This window comes from Pseudomonas sp. PDM22, from assembly GCF_014851965.1.
Taxonomy (GTDB): Bacteria; Pseudomonadota; Gammaproteobacteria; order Pseudomonadales; family Pseudomonadaceae; genus Pseudomonas.
In genome coordinates, this window is sequence record NZ_JACVAR010000011.1 from 1 (window position 1) to 15,160 (window position 15,160).

Below are 15,160 nucleotides of genomic sequence, written 5' to 3' on the forward strand. Positions count from 1 at the left end.
TCCAGGCATTCGGGAAGCAAGCTGACCTGTGCTCGGCTCACCTCTTCGATGAATCGCTTCATACGCCGCCCCCGCTGACGTTGCTCCAGCAACTCTAGGCGAGGACGACGTTTTCACACAGCCTGGGTCGATAGCTGCCCGAGGTTGCGGTCCACTTAGGATTGGTGTGGACCTTCCAGGCAGAGAGAGTCGAACCCTTGATACTATTTTTTCGGAGCGTCGCGATGTGCTCGTATGAGCGGCTTTCGCGGAAAGAAAGCTAGTGTCATTCCTGTCTGGATCTTCGCTTTCTACAGGTAAATACGCTACGTCGAAGGTGGGTGTTCAGGAGAGCACTCGGCCCCTCACGGGATGTATCTGCGGGCGGCATTACTGATGCGTGTCGTCCGGCAACAGTTCTTCGCGCAGAACTCGGACGCAGGGCGGCGCGGCGATGACGAGTCGCACTTGCTGGTCCTGCACTCTGCCGATTCGGATCACCAGCTTTTGGCTGCGCAGCTGGCGGATGAGTTCTTCGTCGGAGCATTCCGGGTCGACGAAGAGGTGAATGGCTTCGAAGATGTTGCGGCTCAACAGCAGGTTTCCCATGAGGACTCGCTTGCTCGGTGGCGGGTGGGGTTGGGTGATGGATTGGCTGCTGCGGCATCGCTGCGCTGGCATCGATCATGGCAATGATGGCAACATCCGGGCTCCCGCTTTCGCCGCTGCCTTCGTGCAGCCGGCTTCTAACCAGGGAAGGCAATCACGCCCGGTGGCGTGGCCGGGCTTCAAACCCGGTGGGGGACGGCAGCCGTTCCTGGGTGAGTTCGACTCTCACTGCCTTCCGCCAATTTCCTTTGCTTCGGTCCGCGCGGTTTGTCGCGCTCGTACTCGATTGCGGAGCGATTCAAAGTACTTTTTGTCTGCGGGTGCCGCAGGCGCCGATGTTACGCCCGCGATCAAAAGGTCTCTGGCAGGCCGCTTCAGCACATCATGATCCCGTCCTGGGGAATCAGGTCTTTGCAGGCTTCGACCTCTTCCGGTTCGAGCACCTTCAGCGACTGGATGTTGTGCCAGAACATCTCCTGCGGGTAGGGACGGCGGAGCGTTTGGTCCATCACCAGGAAGTAGGGGCGGCTGATGATCTGATCCAGCGGAGGCACCACGCCGACGATCTGGATGCAGTGCAGTTCCGGGGTTGGGTCGGCGTCGCAGGTGGTGGATACCAATGCGTATTGGCCGAGCAGGGAAACGGGATTCGCTGAACCGTATTGGTACATGGGGAATTCTCCTGAGGGCGAGTCGCTGGCTTTCCATGTGTGAAATTGCTGAACTTCAACTGGTCCATTTCTGTGTCAGTAGCCAGCGCCTCAAAAGAGCGCTGTTGATCATGCGTCGATCACCGATGTGCACAGTAGGGAGCTGCCCATTCACTGCCCACGCAAGGGCGAGCTGAAACTCGATACCGTTTCGTTCCGACCAGTGCTCGATGGTTTCCAAGTCCTGGCGACTATTCGGAGGCGCGTTGGAGTGCGTGTGATCCGGTTCCATGATGCTCTCCGGAAGTCATTCGGACCACCGTGATCCATTTGATTTTGATGGGATCACGGTGGTTCCATTGTTGTCAAGACCACCGTGGTCCATCATCCGCCGATGAGCAGAGATGACCCCCAATTCAAACTCCGGATGCCGATTGAGCTGCGTTTGCAGCTCGATCAGGCTGCGCTCGATTTTGGGCGATCCCTAAACTCCGAACTGGTTGCACGGTTAGAAGCGAGCTTCCTCACCTCAACGCCCGGCGAGACATTGGTTCCTGCCGCGAGGGCGCGGGAGTTGATGGCGCTCGCTCATGAGGCGCTTCCAACGATCATCAGAAATCGAGCCATCATCGCGATCAATCGGGCGGTGTCGCTGGGACACAGCGTGGCCAGCGTTTCTCTGCATGATCTCTCGCTGGCGGAAGGACTGTCGGCAGATGAACGTTCAGAGTTGACCCTGCCCTTAACTCAAGAGCTTGAAGCTGCGGGATATGAAGTGGCGTGGGATGGTGCATCGGCGATTCTGATTCGCTTCTGAGGTAGTCGTGGCAATGGGGAAAGTTGAAGAGCGTCTCCGAATTCTTGTCCGTCATCTTGGTCCGTCGCATTTGGCCAAAATGACCACTATCAAAAATCGTCGCCGCTGGCAGACGGTCGCCACGGACCTGAAGACCAAAACGCGAGCGGAAGACCTCGAGCAAGTGATCGCCGCGTTTCCGGAATACGAGCTTTGGCTGTGGAAGGGCGAAACGGACGCTGCGCGTGGGCAAATAGCCCCGGACGTGGATAGCTAGGGCCCTAGTAAACACGCTGTCCTGAGGTCGCGGCAGGCATTTCCGCAAGGATGAGGCGAGCCATGGTCAGACTGGACCAATTCACCGAAGACCATCTGGAACTGAGCGACCTGTGGCGCTGGCAGGACGGCGTTCGCGAGGATGCGTTCCTGGTGCCGCTGGCCACGGCGGCGGAGGTGGCGCCCGGTGTTTCGTTGCTGCTGGTGCGGGCGCTGTTCCGGCTGCCGGCGGGCATCGAGTTGCAGGGACTGCTGGTCTACGATCCGGTCGGGCAGGACGTGTACGCGGTGCAGGTGCTGATTGGCTGCGACAGTTATTCCTTCAACAAGTACCTGCCGGAGGCTTCCTTCGAGGAGGTGCTGGCATTGGCTGACCGTTTGAAGGTCAGCACCGGCGGTGTGCTGCCGCTGCGCTACGGCGTGGTGCGGCAGGCGATGCCGATTCGCGATGGCAGCTTCACGCTATGGCTGGGAGCTGGAGTCAACGCTGGCGGCTGTTGACGTCAGGCGCGCCTCGTCCAGAAGATTGCCGCCGTGGTAGTTCAGAAAGTCACGCATGGCAGAAGTCAGCGTTTCCTCTGAGGCTATCCGCCAGAACGTCTTCTCTCCCAGGACAGGAGTCGCCCGCTGGATAAGCGCCTGTGCTGCATTGTGATGGCCCGAGCGAAGCCAATGCCGCACCAGTTGCCTGTTCTCATTGGCGGGAAGCTGAGCGGCCTGGAAGAGATCGAGCGCGTACCGGTAGTTCAGCAGCCAGAGCTGCCTGAGGAATTCTGTCCTGTCGGCAAGCGGAATACCGACGAGCCATTGGCGCACAAGTTTGTCTTGCTTGCCGAGGCCAGTGCGATGGCATACCTCCTCGGGTGTGAATGTCGGTTGGTGCATTCAGCACTTCCCTTGCTTGCGGCGGCGCCACTCATCCACCACTGCGCCCATGTCCGCTGGCGCGCCGCTGCGTACCCAGGCCATGAACGCGCGGTCGAAATGGAAGCCGTCGCCGCAGTGCTGGGTCATGAAGCGGCGGACGTTCTGGGTGTTGCGGTAGTGGGCGTCGAGCGGGGTCTGGCGGGTGATCGGGTCGCTGTGCCAGTCGAAGGCCATGGTGTCCGTTCCTGTGCCTTGGGGGAGCACCCGTTATAACGCAATCGGCAGCCGCTGGCGCGGTCTGCCGAGGTGTTGCGGCGTCACTGGCCCCACATCATCCGCTGTTGCTGCGCCGAGTAATCGTCGCTTTGCAGGCGCACGCGGGTGGGCTGGCGTTCGAGGTTGTCTTCGCCGAAGGATTCGCGCACGGGCGATTCGATGGCGCTGAAGTGGCTGAAGTGCGGGGAGTCGGCGCAGCCGACCAGGGTGAAGCAGGCGAAGGTGACCACGGAGAGCTTGAGCATGGGACTTCCTCCTGAGGGGAGCCCCGAGCTTCGGCCGGCTGGATTAACGGCGGATTAACGCGCAGCGTTCTTCAGCGGCTGTCCGGCCCCTGGATTTCGCCGCCGTGGGCTGCTTCTCCGTCGCGGTGGTGCTCGAGCGGGTTGAGCGCGCGGCCGAGTATCTGCGCGACGACTTCGTCCTTGCCTTCGGTGTAGGCGTCGCGGTCGGTGGGGAAGCGCTTCGCCAGTTCGTGCTTCACCTGGGCGTAGCGCTGTGCGTCGTCGGGGTGGGTGCGCAGCCAGTCGCGGAACAGCAGGCGGCGCGAGGCGTCGCTCAGGTCCATGACGTGGACGTGGTGGCTGCGTCCGCTGCCCAGCGGCGGCATGCCTTTGACGAAGAACATCCGCGAGGTGTCGGGGTTTTCGGCCCAGTACTGGTAGCCCAGCTCTTGCAGCGGTTCGATCAGTTGGTGCGGGTCGCTGCCCGGTGGCGGCAGCAGGAGGATGTCGATGATCGGCTTGGCGTCCAGCCCCGGCACGGCGGTGCTGCCGATGTGCTCGATGCCGAGGCCGGGAAGGTCGGCGGCACGGGCGATGGCGTCGGCTTCTTCGGCGAAGCGCTGGGGCCAGCGGGGATCGGCGGCGACAACTTCGATGCGGTCTTCTTCGGCGTTGCTCCAGCGCTGGCCGTCGAATTCGGGGGCTTGCGGGGTCATGCGGTAACTCCAGCGGTGGGGCGGTGGGGGCGAGGGTTGGAGGTTGATCCGGTGGGCGGAGTTCCGCGTAATCCTGTAGGAGCGCACCATGGGCGCGATCGCGGGCATGGCCCGCTCCTGCAACAGCTCCATGCCTCGCTATCCCCTGTAGGGCGCATAACGCCTATGGCGTTATCCGCCGTCCTGGCGGATAACCCGTTCCGGGTTATTCGCCCTACGGGTGCCAGCGGTCAAGCACCGAGAAAAGACAGTTGCTCCTACAGGGGAAGCAGCGTCAATCCAGCACGTTCTGCAGCACTTCGTAGATGACGCCGGTGGCGATGGTCACCAGCAGCAGGTCGGTGCCGGCCTGCTGCCATTCGTAGCCGTCGTAGTGGGGCAGACGGCCGACCAGGCGGCCGTCGAGCTTCTTGGCGATGCCCGGCGGCAGCGGCTTGCCGCGGGCCAGGTTCTTCTGGATGCCGGGCGGCAGCGCCGCGCCGGGGCTCCAGTAGTTGCGATTGTCGTTGAGGATGACCTGCACGCCGCCGATGTCGATGCTCGGGCCGCCTTGCCAGTTGTTGCCCTGATTGCCGTGCTGGCCGCCTTTGTCGTGTCCTTTGTTCTTGCCCGGATCGGCCATCAGCAGGGGGCTGGTGCCCAGCAGGGCGACGCCGATGGCTGCCGCCAGAAGGGTATTGATTCTGGACATGTCCGTGTTGCCTCCATGGTGAGACTCCTGTGCCGGTGAGCGTAGCCGTTGCCGCAACACTCCGGTGGCGGCCAAGTTGGCACATGCGTGCTGGCACTTCGTCGGCAGGCCGCGAACGGCGGGGCCTGCGCCAGGGTCATAGAGGTATCCCAAGACCCGCCCATGGAGGCGATAACAAGATGAAAATGTCCCTGGTTGTTGCAGTAGCCTGTGCAGTCGCACTCGGCACGACAGCCTTGCTGCCTGCCGACTTCTCGCCCATCGGTTCGGCCTATGCCAAGGGCGATGGTGGCGGTCACGGTGGTGGCAATGGCGGCGGAAGCGGTGGTGGTAATGGCGGTGGCCACGGTGGTGGCAAGGGCGATGCCGGCGGTAACCACGGCAGCAACAGCAATGGCGCGAACGACGGTGGCGAGCACGCCGGCAAGGCCACCCGCGACCATGGCCTGAGCGGCAATCACTACGGCAGCGAGAAGAACGACAGCAAGGGCCATGGGCAGGCGACGTCCGCCGTGGCGCACTCCAGGGATACCCAGGGCAAGACCAAGGCTGCGGCGATCTCCGCCACCAAGCCGGCCCACAAGAGCACCCAGCGCGACAACTGATCCAGCACGGCCAGGGACGGCCGCTGTCCTTCACTGCACCGGGAAGTCGAAGTAGGTCTGCGGGTAAGGCTCGGCCTTCAGGGTGTAGTGCCACCACTCGGCGCTGTAAGGCTCGAAGCCGTGCCGCAGCATGGCCTGGCGCAGCGTCTCGCGGTTGCGCGTCTGCTGCACGCTGACCAGCGCCGTGCCGTGATGGGAGATGGGCCCGAAGAAGTCGAACGGGCTGCCCATGTCCAACTCCTCCCCGGTTTTCGAATCCACCAGCGTGAGGTCGACAGTACTGCCGCGCGAGTGCCCGGAGTGCTTGGCGATGTAGCCGTCGCGGAACAGCGCTGGCTTGTCCAGCTGTGGGTAGTAGCGGGCCTTCTGGCGGATGTCGTGCGGGTCGGCGGCCCAGCGACGGAAGTCTTCCACTGCGCGCTGCGGGCGATAGCCATCGAAGATCTTCAGCGCCAGGCCGCTCAGGGCAACGTCCTTTTCCACGGCAGCCAAGGCGGTGGCGGCTTCGCGGGTGAGGATGATCCGCGCCTTCTGGTAACCGTCGATGGGCTCGCCGACGAAGTTGTCGGTGCCGGCGTAGCGCACGTCATAGCGCGCGGTCTTCAGCACCTGGTCGAGATAGACGAAGCCGTCCTGGGTGGGCTGGTCGGCGCGTAGCGGCGGGCTGATGAGCAGGCAGAGCAGCAGCGTGAACTGCGCGCCTGCCCGGCTCATGGGCGCAGGGCCTGGACCCCGTCGTCGTCGGGGTCGAAGTTGTCCAGGTGCATGCGCTGGGCGAAGGCCTCCAGTGCGGCTTCGCCCTGGAGGAAGCGAGCGCGGGCGGCGCTCCAGTCGTCGGGCTTCAGGCGCACCATCCAGCCTTCGCCATAGCAGTCCTGGTTGATCAGCCCTGGCCTGCGCACCACGGCTTCGTTGCTGGCGAGGACGGTGCCGTCCAGCGGGCTGCGCGCCGACGAGGCGGCCTTGGCGAATTCCACCACGCCGAAGCTGCGGTCGCAGTCGATGTGCCAGCCGTCGCGCTTGGGGGTGAAGGCGAATATCTGCCCGTAGACCGCGCAGCCGTAGGCGGTGAGCCCGAGGGTGACGGCGCCGCCTTCCTCCTCGCGCAGCCAGAGGTTGTAGTCGGGCGCGTAGAGCAGGTCGTCCGGGAACTCCAGGCCGTGCAGCTTCACAGCGTCAGCACCCGGTCGTACTCGAGGATCATGCGCGCCAGCTCGCCGCCGCTGGCGATCTCGTCGACTTCCTCGATCAGCCGGCTTTCGTCGATGGCCACGCCCGGTGCGCGGCACATCAGCAGGCGGGCGCCGGCTTCCTTGGCCTGCTGGATGAAGTGGCTGATGGGCTCTCCGTCTTCGGCGGCATAGAGCGTGTCGGCGATGTCCTGGAAGGCCAGGCGTGTGCCTTCGCCGCTGAGGAAGAGGGTGACCTTGGCATCCATGCACGCCAGCAGGGTGGCGGTGTAGAAGGGCGCGGCGCAGCGCGCCGGGGTGCTCGGGCCGCTGCTGACGATGATCAGCACACGCTGGGGCTCAGGCGTGGACAAGGGCTTTCTCCAGTTGGACCAGGGCGATGCGCCGGCCCTGCGGGTCGGCGCGCTCGACGATGCCCTGTGGCTTGTAGCCCAGGCGTGCATAAAGCAGCAGGCCGGCGGCGTTGGCGTTGAAGCAGGACACCTTCATGACCTGCGCCTTGTACTGGTCGCGGGCGAGATTCTCCATGACCTCGATCAGGTACTGCGCGACGCCGTGCCGCCGCGCCCAGGGCGCGACCATCATGTTGCCCAGCGCGCAGAATTCGTGGGGTTGCCACTGGTAGAAGTTGGCGAAGCCGGCGACCCGGCCACCCTGCAGCGCCACGGTGCTTCCGCGCCGTTCGGCGATGGCGGCAGCGAGCTGGCCGATGGTCAGCGGCCAGCTCGCCTTGGGGTAGCAGTAGAAGAGTTCGTCGGCGTCCTGGGGAAAGCCGACCACCTCGCCGAGGTCGTCGGCGAGGGCGGGGCGGTGTTGCAGGGCGGGCTGGTTCACGCGGTCTCCCGTGTCATGGTCGGGCCGATCAGTGCGGCGGGTACTGGGCGATGATCTTCTGCACCGTCTCGCGGATCGCCGCTTCGCGCTCGGCGGGCGTCGGCGGGCTGCTGCGCATGATCTGCTCGCCGCTGCCGCGCCAGACCAGCTTGCCGTCCTTGCCGTCGAACATGTCGACCTGGATGGTGGCGACCTTGTAGGTCACGGTGCGGCTCTCGGCCATGGGCGGCGGGCCCCAGTAGCCTCCCCAGTAACCGCCCCAGTAGCCGCCGCTGTAGGTGGTGACCTGGTCCTGGCGCTGGTCGACGATCAGGTAGGCGCGCAGTTTCACGTCGCCGGGGTTGCCGCCCTGTGCCTGGCGCAGGCCGCGCTGGTCGAACTCGCCGGCAATCGCATCGCTGATGCGCTGCTCGGTGAGGTCGCTCTTGATGCGCGGATCATCCGGGCGGTACTCGAAGGCCGGCTGCGCCCAGCTCCAGGTCAGGTAGCGGGAAAAGTCGCGGGTGGTGTCGTAGTCGCGGCTGACGCTGGTGGTTTCGCAGGCGGCGAGGCCGAGCATCAGGCTCAGCAGCAGTGAACGGGACAGCAAACGGCGGATCATGATCGCAATACTCCTGTCAGAGAATTCCATCCAAGCGCAAGGCAGAAGGATTGGCAAGCGGGGAATGTTCCGCGTCTAGCGCGGCGCTTCCGGTTGCTAGAGTCGTCGCTCGTTCAAGGAATGGAGAAGGACATGAAGCATGGGCTGCCCGTGACGACACTGGGGATGCTGCTGCTTGCGGGATGCAGCTTCGACAGCGTGCGGCCGGCGCTGCCACAACCCGAGGTGGTGGCGCATCGAGCCGGCACGGCGGATGCGCCTGAGAACACGCTGCTGGCGATAGGCAAGGCGCTGGCCAACCACAGCGATGCGCTCTGGCTGTCTGTTCAGGTTTCCGCCGATGGTGTTGCGATGCTGTACCGGCCGGCGGACCTTGCGGCATTGACCGATGCCCAGGGCGCCGTGGGTTCGAAGTCGCTGGAACAGCTGCGCCCGGTGAATGCGGGTTATCAGTTCAAGGATACGGCGGGCAATTACCCATACCGCGCGCAGCCGCAGGCTATCCCGACACTGGCCGAGGCACTGCAGGCCATTGCACCGACAGTGCCGGTGTTCCTCGATATCAAGGCGCAACCGGTGGGCGAGGTCATCGACGCGGTGGCCCGCACGCTGGATCAGCAACAGGCGTGGTCGCGGGTGCGTTTCTACTCCACCGAGCGTGATGCCAGCGATTACCTGGCACAGCACTACGGCGACCGCGCGCGGCGCTTCGAGAGCCGCGACGCCACGCGTAACCGGCTGGTCGATCTGGCGCTGGCCGGCCGTTGTTCGCCACCGGCCGATGGCGCCTGGATGGGCATCGAGCTGGAGCGCGATCTGACGGTGACGGAGCAATTCACCCTCGGCTCGTCGTCCTACCCGGTGAAGCCCGCGAAGCTGTGGACGCCGCAGGCGATGGCCTGCGTGCGCCGCGCCAAGGGGACGAAGGTGGTGATGTTCGGCATCAATTCCGCAGCCGCCTATGGCGCGGCGCGCGAATTGGGAGCGGATGCGGTGATGGTGGACTCGCCGGCGAGCGTGCCTGCCTACCGGCGCGCCGGGCTTCAGCCCGGCGGGTAACCGTCCATGGCCTTGCGCGCGGCTTCGCGCAGGGCGCGGGCCTGGTCGGTCTGGCTGCTGGCGTTTTCGTATTCGGCGCTGCCACTCCAGATTTCCTGGTGGTTATGGGCGTCGTACAGGGCGATGCGCACCACGCTGACGGTGACCACGTAGGTGCGGGTGACGGGGTAGGAAGCGCCGCCGTACCAGGGGTCGTTCCAGCCGCCGTAGTAGCCGCCGCCGTAATAGTCGGTGGTCTGCCGGGTGCGTTGCTCGCTGGACAGGTGCGCGCTGACGGTCAGGTCCGCCGGGGTATTCGAGCGTGCCGGGCGCAGGCCGCGCTGGTCGAGGGCTTCGCTGACGGCGTCCTGCAGCGGGCCACCGAAACCGCTGCCGTCCATCCAGCTCCACGAGCGGTAGCGCCCGTAGTCCAGCGGCGGGGCCGGGTAGCTGCCGGGGTCGAGGCCGGGGTTGGCGGCCTGCGCGAGGGCGGGCGGGATCGGCAGCGAGGTGTTGCTGTAGGGGTTCTGGCCCTGGCAGGCAGCCAGGGCGCTGAGCAGCGGCAGGATCAACAGGTAACGCGGCATGACGGACTCCGGCACACCGGTTTGGTAAGGCGTGCGCAGTGGCAACTATGCACCTAATCCTGCGGCCGGCACAGCCAGTGCAGGTAGCGGCCGAGGCCGGCGAAGGCGGGATGTCGACGGTATTGCAGTTCCATCTCCACCAGGTCCAAAGGCTCGGCCTTGTGCTGGAACTCCACCGGCATGTAGTCGTGGAACACCCGCACGCCGCTGCGCGCCTCGATGCTCCAGTGGCCGGCCATGGCGCCTTCGAGTACGCGTGGGTCGAGCGGTTCCTGCGGGGTCAGGCTCTGGCCCTCGCCGGAGAAACGGTTCTTGCGCAGCTTGCGGAAGTGGCCCTTGAGCAGGTTGCGGTAGATCAGCGCGTCGCGGTTGTAGAAGGCCAGAGACAGCCAGCCATCGGCACGGGTCAGCTGGTGCAGCACGGGCAGGATCGCCAGCGGTTCGGCCAGCCATTCCAGCACGGCGTGGCAGATCACCAGGTCATAGGGTTCATTGAGCTGGCCGAGCAGGTCCTGCCAGGGCGCGGCGATGAAGGTGGCCTGCAGGCCGGCTTCATCGAAGCGCTGGCGTGCGCCTTCGAGCATCGGCGCGGCGGGCTCGGCGAGGGTGACGTCGTGGCCGCGCCCGGCCAGCCACAGCGACATGTGGCCCAGCCCCGCGCCGATATCCAGCACGCGCAGCGGGCGGTCGGGCAGCGCCTCGGCGAGGTCGGCCTGCAGCACGGCAAGGCGAATGGCACCCTTGGCGCCGCCATAGATCTTTTCGGCGAAGCGCGTGGCCAGTTCGTCGAAATGGCGGTCGCCGGTCTTCGGGGAATCGCTCACTTGGCGCCCCCCTCGATGAAGCGCCGCTCGCTGTCGGCCAGCTTGGCGAGCACGGCCTGGTCCATGTCGATGCCCAGTTCCGCGCACATCAGCAGCAGGTAAAGGACGATGTCACCGACTTCCTGCCCGGCGTGGGCGAGTTTCTCCGGCGGCAGCTGGCGCGATTCGTCCTCGCGCAGCCACTGGAAGATTTCCACCAGCTCGGCCATTTCCACGCTGGCCGCCATGGCCAGGTTCTTCGGGCTGTGGAAGCGACTCCAGTCGTTGTGGTCGCGGATGGCGTGCAGGCGCGCGGTGATGGCTTCGAGGTTCATGCAGATGGGGCTCCAACGTGAGCCCCATAGCTTCAAGCCTGGCGCGTCAAACGTCCAGCGGGCTCCAGCTGCCGGCCATGTGCGGCAGGCCGTCCTTGCCGCGCAGGCTGAACTGCCCGGAAGGCGCCGGCTCGCTGGCCAGCAGGTTGACCTGGGACGGCAGCAGCACCGGCTTCTGGAAGCGCACGTCGACCCGATAGCCGGCCATCGGCAGGCGCTCGCCCAGGGCGGCCAGGCTGCGCGCCTTGTTCCACAAGCCATGGGCGATGGCGCGGGGGAAACCGAACAGCTTGGCGCTGGCGGCGGACAGGTGGATCGGGTTGTAGTCGCCGGCCACGCGGGCGTAGCGCCGGCCGATGTCCGCCGGGCAGTTCCAGGCGTCGATCTGCTCCAGCGGCAGCTCGGCCACCTCTTCGCGGGCCGGCGGCGTGCCGTCCAGGCGCATGCCGCGGAACAGGATGCGGCTGTCACCCTCCCAGAGCAGCCCGAGCTGGTCGTGCAGCTGGGTGATGATGCTGAAGGTCACGCCTTTCTCATGGGGCTGCAGGTCGTCCACCCGCACGCTGACGTTGAACGGCCCCAGGCCGCCGAGCGGACGCAACACGCTGATACGGTTTTCCAGGTGGACCAGGCCCAGCAGCGGGAAGGGGAAGCGCGCGTCCGTCAGCAGGCCCATCTGCAGGCCGAAGGCGAGGATGTGCGGGTAGGTGGGCGGCAGCAGGTGGTTGTCGGCGAAGCCACAGACCTTGCGATAACGCTCCAGGTGCTTCGGGTCGACCGTGACCGGGCAGCGCAAGCCGCGGGTCGGCAGGCTGCGGCCACGCACGCCGCGGCGCACGGCGGCGCGGGCGAACAGGCCGGTGAGGGCGGGTGGGGCGGACAGGTCAAGCCAATCGCGGGGCATCGGGTATCTCCTGACGAATATTCACTCAGCTTAGCCGCCGGTCACCGGCGGGCATTGGCCGTGGCAACGCGGCGCGCGGCAGGCAAGTCAATGTGACCGTCCGATTGCCCGGATATTTCCCGCACGCTTGTTCCTGATTCTCTTGAGGGGCGATAGGAAAGCTGCCTAAGATGGGCCCGCCTCATGGATAACTAGAAAAAACACCATGCGTGATCTGACCGACGATGTGGCGCTGATGCGCCCGGTGATCGACGCCCTGCGCGCCAGCGGTACCGACCCCGACCGCGTGCTGGCTCGCGTCGGCCTGCCGGCCGGCAGCCTGCCTGCCGGACGATTCCCCCACAGCGCACAGAACCTGTTCTGGAAGGCGGCCGCCGAAGAGTGCGGCGAAGAGCACGTCGGCCTCTATCTGGCCGGCCACCTTCCCGCGTTCCATGGCCTGCTGCTGGAGTACCTGTTCCTTTCCAGCGCCACCTTCGGCGAAGGCCTGCGTCATGCCCTGCGTTACGTGCGCCTGCTCTCCGACACCCTCAACGCCCGCCTGGAAGTAGAGGGCGAGAAGGCCGTGCTGCTGCTCGGCCACACCGCCGGGACCAACCGCCACTTCCCCGAAATGCTCGCCGGTGCGGTGGTTCGCCTGTTCCACGCGCTCACCGAGGGCGACTTCAAGCCCCAGCAAGTGCAACTGATGCACGAGGAAGGCGCGCCCGCCGAGCGTTACCGCGAGGTCTACGGCTGCCCGGCGGTGCTGGGCGCTGATCGCTATGCGCTGGTGTTCGACGCCGAAGTGCTGGAGAAGCCCTCACGCCATGCCGCGCCGGAACTGCTGCGCATGCACGAGTCCCTGGCGCGCCGGCAACTGGCGGAAGTGGAGCGGCTGGACCTGGTGCGCAAGGTACGCGAACTGATCGGCGTGCTGCTGGTGGATGGCGGCGCGACGCTGGAGCAGGTCGCCGCCCGTCTCGACATGCCCGCCCGCCGTCTGCGTGAGCGCCTGGCCATGGCCGGGGTGCGCTTCAACGACCTGGTCACCGACTACCGCTGCCGCCTGGCCAAGGAGCTGCTGCTCAAGACCGACGAGCGCATCGAGGTGATCGTCGAACGCACCGGCTTCTCCGAGCCGAGCACCTTCTACCGCGCCTTCAAGCGCTGGGTCGGCGAGACCCCGGTGGAGTTCCGCCGCCGCGGCCGCCCGCAACCGCCGGCGGAGTGATCGAACCGTTTCGAGTCCGCCTCTGGCTAGGCTTTGCCGGTCAATTTCCGCCAAGGTACGCCCGATGCAAAGCCGAATCCGCCAGACCCTGTTGCTGTCCACCGTCCTGCTGCTGAGCGCTGAGCACGCCATGGCGGGGGAAATGGAGCAGACGGCGTTCGCCCGCCTGGACCGCGACGGCAGCGGCTTCATCGAGGCCGATGACCTGTCCGCCATGCGCGTGCGCATGTTCCACCGGCTGGATCGCAACCAGGACGGACTGCTCACCCGCGAGGAAGTGACCCCGCCCAACCCCAGCGTGAACGTCTCCCCCAACGCCATTGCCTGGCCGGACCGGGATGGCGACGGCAAGGTCAGCCAGGCGGAGTTCATGACCCAGGAGCCGGCGCTGATCGTGCGCGCGGACCGCGATGGCGATCACCGGGTGAGTGCGGAAGAGTTCCGCGAACTGGTGGCGGCGCGGGGGTGATTGAGCGCTGGCACCCGTAGGGCGAATAACCCGGAACGGGTTATCCGCCAAGACGGCGGATAACGCCGTAGGCGTTATGCGCCCTACACCGAAGATCGAGGTACGGAGCTGTTGTACAAGCTGGCCATGCCGGATCAGGCGCCCAACAGGCTCTGCCCACAAACCCGCAGCACTTGCCCGCTTACCGCGCCTGAACCCGGCTGAGCAAACCACGCCACGGCTTCGGCAACGTCCTGCGGCAGGCCGCCCTGGCCCATGGAGTTCATGCGCCGGCCGGCCTCGCGGATGGTCAGCGGGATGGCGGCGGTCATCTGGGTTTCGATGAACCCCGGCGCCACCGCGTTGATGCTGATGCCCTTCTTGCCCAGCGCCGGCGCCCAGGCCTGCGCCAGGCCGATAAGGCCGGCCTTGCTCACCGCATAGTTGGTCTGGCCCATGTTGCCGGCGATGCCGCTGATGGAGGCGAGCAGCACCACGCGGCCGTCGTCGTGCAGCTTGCCGGCGTCCAGCAGGGCCTGGGTCAGCACCTGCGGGGCCTTGAGGTTCACGTCGATCACCGAATTCCAGAAGGCTTCGCTCATCTTGGCGACGGTCTTGTCACGGGTGATGCCGGCGTTGTGCACCACGATGTCCACGCCATCGGGCAGTGCTGCCACCAGCTGAGCACCGGCGTCGGCGGCGCAGATGTCCAGTGCCACGCCACGCCCGCCCAGGCGCGCGGCCAGCGCATCGAGGGCGTCCTTCGCCGGCGGCACGTCCAGCAGCACCACGTCGGCGCCATCACGGGCGAGGGTCTCGGCGATGGCTGCGCCGATGCCACGGGCGGCGCCGGTTACCAGCGCGCGCTTGCCCACCAGCGGGCGGCTCCAGTCCTGTACCTGCTTGTCGTAGGCGGACAGGCGCACCACCTGCCCCGACACGTAGGCGCTCTTGGGCGAGAGGAAGAAGCGCAGCGCGCCTTCGAGCTGGTCCTCGGCGCCCTTGCCGACGTACACCAGTTGGACGTTGCCGCCGCGGCGGATTTCCTTGCCCAGCGAGCGGCTGAAGCCTTCCAGGCTGCGCTGCACGCTGGCGGCGATGGGGTCTTTGACCGATTCCGGCGCGCGGCCGAGGATCACCACATGCGGGCATTTGTCCAGGCCCTTGAGGGCGCCCTGGAAGAAGGTGCGCAGCTCGAGAGTCTGCTCGAAACGGGTCAGGCCGCTGGCGTCGAAGACGATGGCCTTGAGCTTCGGCCCATGCTCGGCAGTCCAGCGTGGCAGGCCGTACTGGCCGTCGCTGAAGGAGAACACCGCATCGGTCAGGCGCTCGGCGAAGGGCAGCACCGCCTCGTTCAGGTTGCCCTCGCCGCCGAGCAGCAGCGCCCCGTCCACCGGCCGCGTGCGCCCGGCGCTCCAGCGCTCCAGGCGGACCGGCGCAGGCAGGCCGAGGGCTCCGACCAGGCGGCGGCCGACGTTGGAGTTGGCGAAGGCGATGTAGCGATCGGTCATGGAACGG

Annotated in this window: 24 protein-coding genes and 1 tRNA gene; 8 read left to right on the forward strand and 17 right to left on the reverse strand. The window is 66.1% G+C overall.

Annotated features, from left to right (window positions below):
* Positions 1-369 precede the first annotated feature (369 nt).
* The gene (locus IB255_RS28580) at positions 370-588 is read right to left on the reverse strand and encodes a carbon storage regulator (RefSeq protein WP_081515725.1); all 219 of its coding nucleotides are present in this window, start codon (positions 586-588) and stop codon (positions 370-372) included.
* Between the two features lie 145 nt (positions 589-733).
* On the opposite strand from IB255_RS28580, the gene IB255_RS28585 reads away from it, so the two are divergent.
* A tRNA-Sec gene (locus IB255_RS28585) sits at positions 734-829 on the forward strand.
* A 133-nt stretch (positions 830-962) separates the two neighbouring features.
* Here IB255_RS28585 and IB255_RS28590 read toward each other — a convergent pair.
* A complete protein-coding gene (locus tag IB255_RS28590) occupies positions 963-1,259 on the reverse strand; it encodes a hypothetical protein (RefSeq protein WP_192211201.1) in 297 nt (98 codons plus the stop codon).
* A 373-nt stretch (positions 1,260-1,632) separates the two neighbouring features.
* Here IB255_RS28590 and IB255_RS28595 point away from each other — a divergent pair, with 373 nt between their 5' ends.
* The 3 genes from IB255_RS28595 to IB255_RS28605 all read left to right on the forward strand — a co-directional run bounded on the left by IB255_RS28595 (position 1,633) and on the right by IB255_RS28605 (position 2,811).
* Positions 1,633-2,055 carry an Arc family DNA-binding protein gene (locus tag IB255_RS28595; protein WP_192211202.1) on the forward strand — a complete coding sequence of 141 codons (423 nt, stop codon included), beginning with the start codon at positions 1,633-1,635 and terminating at the stop codon, positions 2,053-2,055.
* Positions 2,056-2,068: 13 nt separating this feature from the next.
* Entirely contained in the window at positions 2,069-2,311 is a 243-nt protein-coding gene (locus IB255_RS28600) for a DNA-binding protein (protein WP_192211203.1), read from the forward strand.
* A gap of 62 nt (positions 2,312-2,373) precedes the next feature.
* The gene (locus IB255_RS28605; RefSeq protein ID WP_192211204.1) at positions 2,374-2,811 is read left to right on the forward strand and encodes a hypothetical protein; all 438 of its coding nucleotides are present in this window, start codon (positions 2,374-2,376) and stop codon (positions 2,809-2,811) included.
* Here IB255_RS28605 and IB255_RS28610 read toward each other — a convergent pair.
* The 5 genes from IB255_RS28610 to IB255_RS28630 form a co-directional block, all read right to left on the reverse strand.
* Positions 2,773-3,195, reverse strand: a complete 423-nt coding sequence (locus IB255_RS28610; protein WP_192211205.1) for a hypothetical protein — start codon at positions 3,193-3,195, stop codon at positions 2,773-2,775. The two genes, IB255_RS28605 and IB255_RS28610, sit on opposite strands and share 39 nt — an antisense overlap.
* A complete protein-coding gene (locus tag IB255_RS28615; RefSeq protein ID WP_081515737.1) occupies positions 3,196-3,411 on the reverse strand; it encodes a DUF6434 domain-containing protein in 216 nt (71 codons plus the stop codon). It lies immediately after the preceding gene.
* Between the two features lie 83 nt (positions 3,412-3,494).
* A complete protein-coding gene (locus tag IB255_RS28620; protein WP_045216516.1) occupies positions 3,495-3,698 on the reverse strand; it encodes a hypothetical protein in 204 nt (67 codons plus the stop codon).
* Between the two features lie 71 nt (positions 3,699-3,769).
* Positions 3,770-4,393 (reverse strand): GrpB family protein, encoded by a 624-nt coding sequence (locus tag IB255_RS28625; protein ID WP_192211206.1) that lies wholly within the window; start codon positions 4,391-4,393, stop codon positions 3,770-3,772.
* Between the two features lie 274 nt (positions 4,394-4,667).
* Positions 4,668-5,084 carry an anti-virulence regulator CigR family protein gene (locus IB255_RS28630; protein ID WP_151188425.1) on the reverse strand — a complete coding sequence of 139 codons (417 nt, stop codon included), beginning with the start codon at positions 5,082-5,084 and terminating at the stop codon, positions 4,668-4,670.
* 179 nt (positions 5,085-5,263) lie between these two features.
* Here IB255_RS28630 and IB255_RS28635 point away from each other — a divergent pair, with 179 nt between their 5' ends.
* Positions 5,264-5,689 carry a hypothetical protein gene (locus tag IB255_RS28635; protein ID WP_192211207.1) on the forward strand — a complete coding sequence of 142 codons (426 nt, stop codon included), beginning with the start codon at positions 5,264-5,266 and terminating at the stop codon, positions 5,687-5,689.
* Positions 5,690-5,719: 30 nt separating this feature from the next.
* On the opposite strand, the gene IB255_RS28640 is transcribed toward IB255_RS28635, so the two are convergent.
* The 5 genes from IB255_RS28640 to IB255_RS28660 are packed head-to-tail and all read right to left on the reverse strand — an operon-like array spanning position 5,720 to position 8,302.
* Positions 5,720-6,403 (reverse strand): M15 family metallopeptidase, encoded by a 684-nt coding sequence (locus IB255_RS28640; protein WP_192211208.1) that lies wholly within the window; start codon positions 6,401-6,403, stop codon positions 5,720-5,722.
* Positions 6,400-6,861: a glycine cleavage system protein H gene (locus tag IB255_RS28645; protein WP_151188423.1), complete on the reverse strand. Its 462-nt coding sequence runs from the start codon at positions 6,859-6,861 to the stop codon at positions 6,400-6,402. The genes IB255_RS28640 and IB255_RS28645 overlap by 4 nt, the downstream gene beginning before the upstream one ends.
* Positions 6,858-7,232, reverse strand: coding sequence for a DsrE family protein (locus IB255_RS28650; protein ID WP_081515751.1), 375 nt, complete (start codon positions 7,230-7,232; stop codon positions 6,858-6,860). The genes IB255_RS28645 and IB255_RS28650 overlap by 4 nt, the downstream gene beginning before the upstream one ends.
* Positions 7,219-7,713 (reverse strand): GNAT family N-acetyltransferase, encoded by a 495-nt coding sequence (locus tag IB255_RS28655; protein WP_081515753.1) that lies wholly within the window; start codon positions 7,711-7,713, stop codon positions 7,219-7,221. The genes IB255_RS28650 and IB255_RS28655 overlap by 14 nt, the downstream gene beginning before the upstream one ends.
* Positions 7,714-7,741: 28 nt before the next feature.
* Entirely contained in the window at positions 7,742-8,302 is a 561-nt protein-coding gene (locus IB255_RS28660; RefSeq protein WP_412548099.1) for a DUF4136 domain-containing protein, read from the reverse strand.
* Positions 8,303-8,446: 144 nt separating this feature from the next.
* On the opposite strand from IB255_RS28660, the gene IB255_RS28665 reads away from it, so the two are divergent.
* Positions 8,447-9,373: a glycerophosphodiester phosphodiesterase family protein gene (locus IB255_RS28665; protein ID WP_192211209.1), complete on the forward strand. Its 927-nt coding sequence runs from the start codon at positions 8,447-8,449 to the stop codon at positions 9,371-9,373.
* On the opposite strand, the gene IB255_RS28670 is transcribed toward IB255_RS28665, so the two are convergent.
* From IB255_RS28670 to IB255_RS28685, 4 genes are read right to left on the reverse strand one after another with little or no spacing between them, the layout of a single operon-like run.
* A complete protein-coding gene (locus IB255_RS28670; protein ID WP_192211210.1) occupies positions 9,358-9,939 on the reverse strand; it encodes a DUF4136 domain-containing protein in 582 nt (193 codons plus the stop codon). The genes IB255_RS28665 and IB255_RS28670 overlap by 16 nt on opposite strands.
* A gap of 53 nt (positions 9,940-9,992) precedes the next feature.
* A complete protein-coding gene (locus IB255_RS28675) occupies positions 9,993-10,763 on the reverse strand; it encodes a methyltransferase domain-containing protein (protein ID WP_192211211.1) in 771 nt (256 codons plus the stop codon).
* A complete protein-coding gene (locus IB255_RS28680) occupies positions 10,760-11,077 on the reverse strand; it encodes a nucleotide pyrophosphohydrolase (RefSeq protein ID WP_017520638.1) in 318 nt (105 codons plus the stop codon). Before IB255_RS28680 ends, IB255_RS28675 begins: the two co-directional genes overlap by 4 nt.
* 46 nt (positions 11,078-11,123) lie before the next feature.
* Positions 11,124-11,981, reverse strand: a complete 858-nt coding sequence (locus IB255_RS28685; RefSeq protein WP_081520039.1) for a MaoC family dehydratase — start codon at positions 11,979-11,981, stop codon at positions 11,124-11,126.
* A gap of 205 nt (positions 11,982-12,186) precedes the next feature.
* Between IB255_RS28685 and IB255_RS28690 the strand changes: the two genes are divergently transcribed.
* Positions 12,187-13,194, forward strand: a complete 1,008-nt coding sequence (locus tag IB255_RS28690; RefSeq protein ID WP_081520040.1) for an AraC family transcriptional regulator — start codon at positions 12,187-12,189, stop codon at positions 13,192-13,194.
* A 64-nt stretch (positions 13,195-13,258) separates the two neighbouring features.
* Positions 13,259-13,663, forward strand: coding sequence for an EF-hand domain-containing protein (locus IB255_RS28695; RefSeq protein ID WP_081520041.1), 405 nt, complete (start codon positions 13,259-13,261; stop codon positions 13,661-13,663).
* Between the two features lie 134 nt (positions 13,664-13,797).
* Here IB255_RS28695 and IB255_RS28700 read toward each other — a convergent pair whose 3' ends face one another.
* Positions 13,798-15,153, reverse strand: a complete 1,356-nt coding sequence (locus tag IB255_RS28700) for a 3-oxoacyl-ACP reductase (protein WP_081520042.1) — start codon at positions 15,151-15,153, stop codon at positions 13,798-13,800.
* Positions 15,154-15,160 lie beyond the last annotated feature (7 nt).

Excerpts from the sequence above, each read along its gene's own strand:
- IB255_RS28580 (WP_081515725.1), bottom strand. The coding sequence starts at position 588 with ATGGGAAACCTGCTGTTGAGCCGCAACATCTTCGAAGCCATTCACCTC.
- IB255_RS28590 (WP_192211201.1), bottom strand. The coding sequence starts at position 1,259 with ATGTACCAATACGGTTCAGCGAATCCCGTTTCCCTGCTCGGCCAATAC.
- IB255_RS28595 (WP_192211202.1), top strand. The coding sequence starts at position 1,633 with ATGAGCAGAGATGACCCCCAATTCAAACTCCGGATGCCGATTGAGCTG.
- IB255_RS28600 (WP_192211203.1), top strand. The coding sequence starts at position 2,069 with ATGGGGAAAGTTGAAGAGCGTCTCCGAATTCTTGTCCGTCATCTTGGT.
- IB255_RS28605 (WP_192211204.1), top strand. The coding sequence starts at position 2,374 with ATGGTCAGACTGGACCAATTCACCGAAGACCATCTGGAACTGAGCGAC.
- IB255_RS28610 (WP_192211205.1), bottom strand. The coding sequence starts at position 3,195 with ATGCACCAACCGACATTCACACCCGAGGAGGTATGCCATCGCACTGGC.
- IB255_RS28615 (WP_081515737.1), bottom strand. The coding sequence starts at position 3,411 with ATGGCCTTCGACTGGCACAGCGACCCGATCACCCGCCAGACCCCGCTC.
- IB255_RS28620 (WP_045216516.1), bottom strand. The coding sequence starts at position 3,698 with ATGCTCAAGCTCTCCGTGGTCACCTTCGCCTGCTTCACCCTGGTCGGC.
- IB255_RS28625 (WP_192211206.1), bottom strand. The coding sequence starts at position 4,393 with ATGACCCCGCAAGCCCCCGAATTCGACGGCCAGCGCTGGAGCAACGCC.
- IB255_RS28630 (WP_151188425.1), bottom strand. The coding sequence starts at position 5,084 with ATGTCCAGAATCAATACCCTTCTGGCGGCAGCCATCGGCGTCGCCCTG.
- IB255_RS28635 (WP_192211207.1), top strand. The coding sequence starts at position 5,264 with ATGAAAATGTCCCTGGTTGTTGCAGTAGCCTGTGCAGTCGCACTCGGC.
- IB255_RS28640 (WP_192211208.1), bottom strand. The coding sequence starts at position 6,403 with ATGAGCCGGGCAGGCGCGCAGTTCACGCTGCTGCTCTGCCTGCTCATC.
- IB255_RS28665 (WP_192211209.1), top strand. The coding sequence starts at position 8,447 with ATGAAGCATGGGCTGCCCGTGACGACACTGGGGATGCTGCTGCTTGCG.
- IB255_RS28670 (WP_192211210.1), bottom strand. The coding sequence starts at position 9,939 with ATGCCGCGTTACCTGTTGATCCTGCCGCTGCTCAGCGCCCTGGCTGCC.
- IB255_RS28680 (WP_017520638.1), bottom strand. The coding sequence starts at position 11,077 with ATGAACCTCGAAGCCATCACCGCGCGCCTGCACGCCATCCGCGACCAC.
- IB255_RS28685 (WP_081520039.1), bottom strand. The coding sequence starts at position 11,981 with ATGCCCCGCGATTGGCTTGACCTGTCCGCCCCACCCGCCCTCACCGGC.
- IB255_RS28690 (WP_081520040.1), top strand. The coding sequence starts at position 12,187 with ATGCGTGATCTGACCGACGATGTGGCGCTGATGCGCCCGGTGATCGAC.
- IB255_RS28695 (WP_081520041.1), top strand. The coding sequence starts at position 13,259 with ATGCAAAGCCGAATCCGCCAGACCCTGTTGCTGTCCACCGTCCTGCTG.
- IB255_RS28700 (WP_081520042.1), bottom strand. The coding sequence starts at position 15,153 with ATGACCGATCGCTACATCGCCTTCGCCAACTCCAACGTCGGCCGCCGC.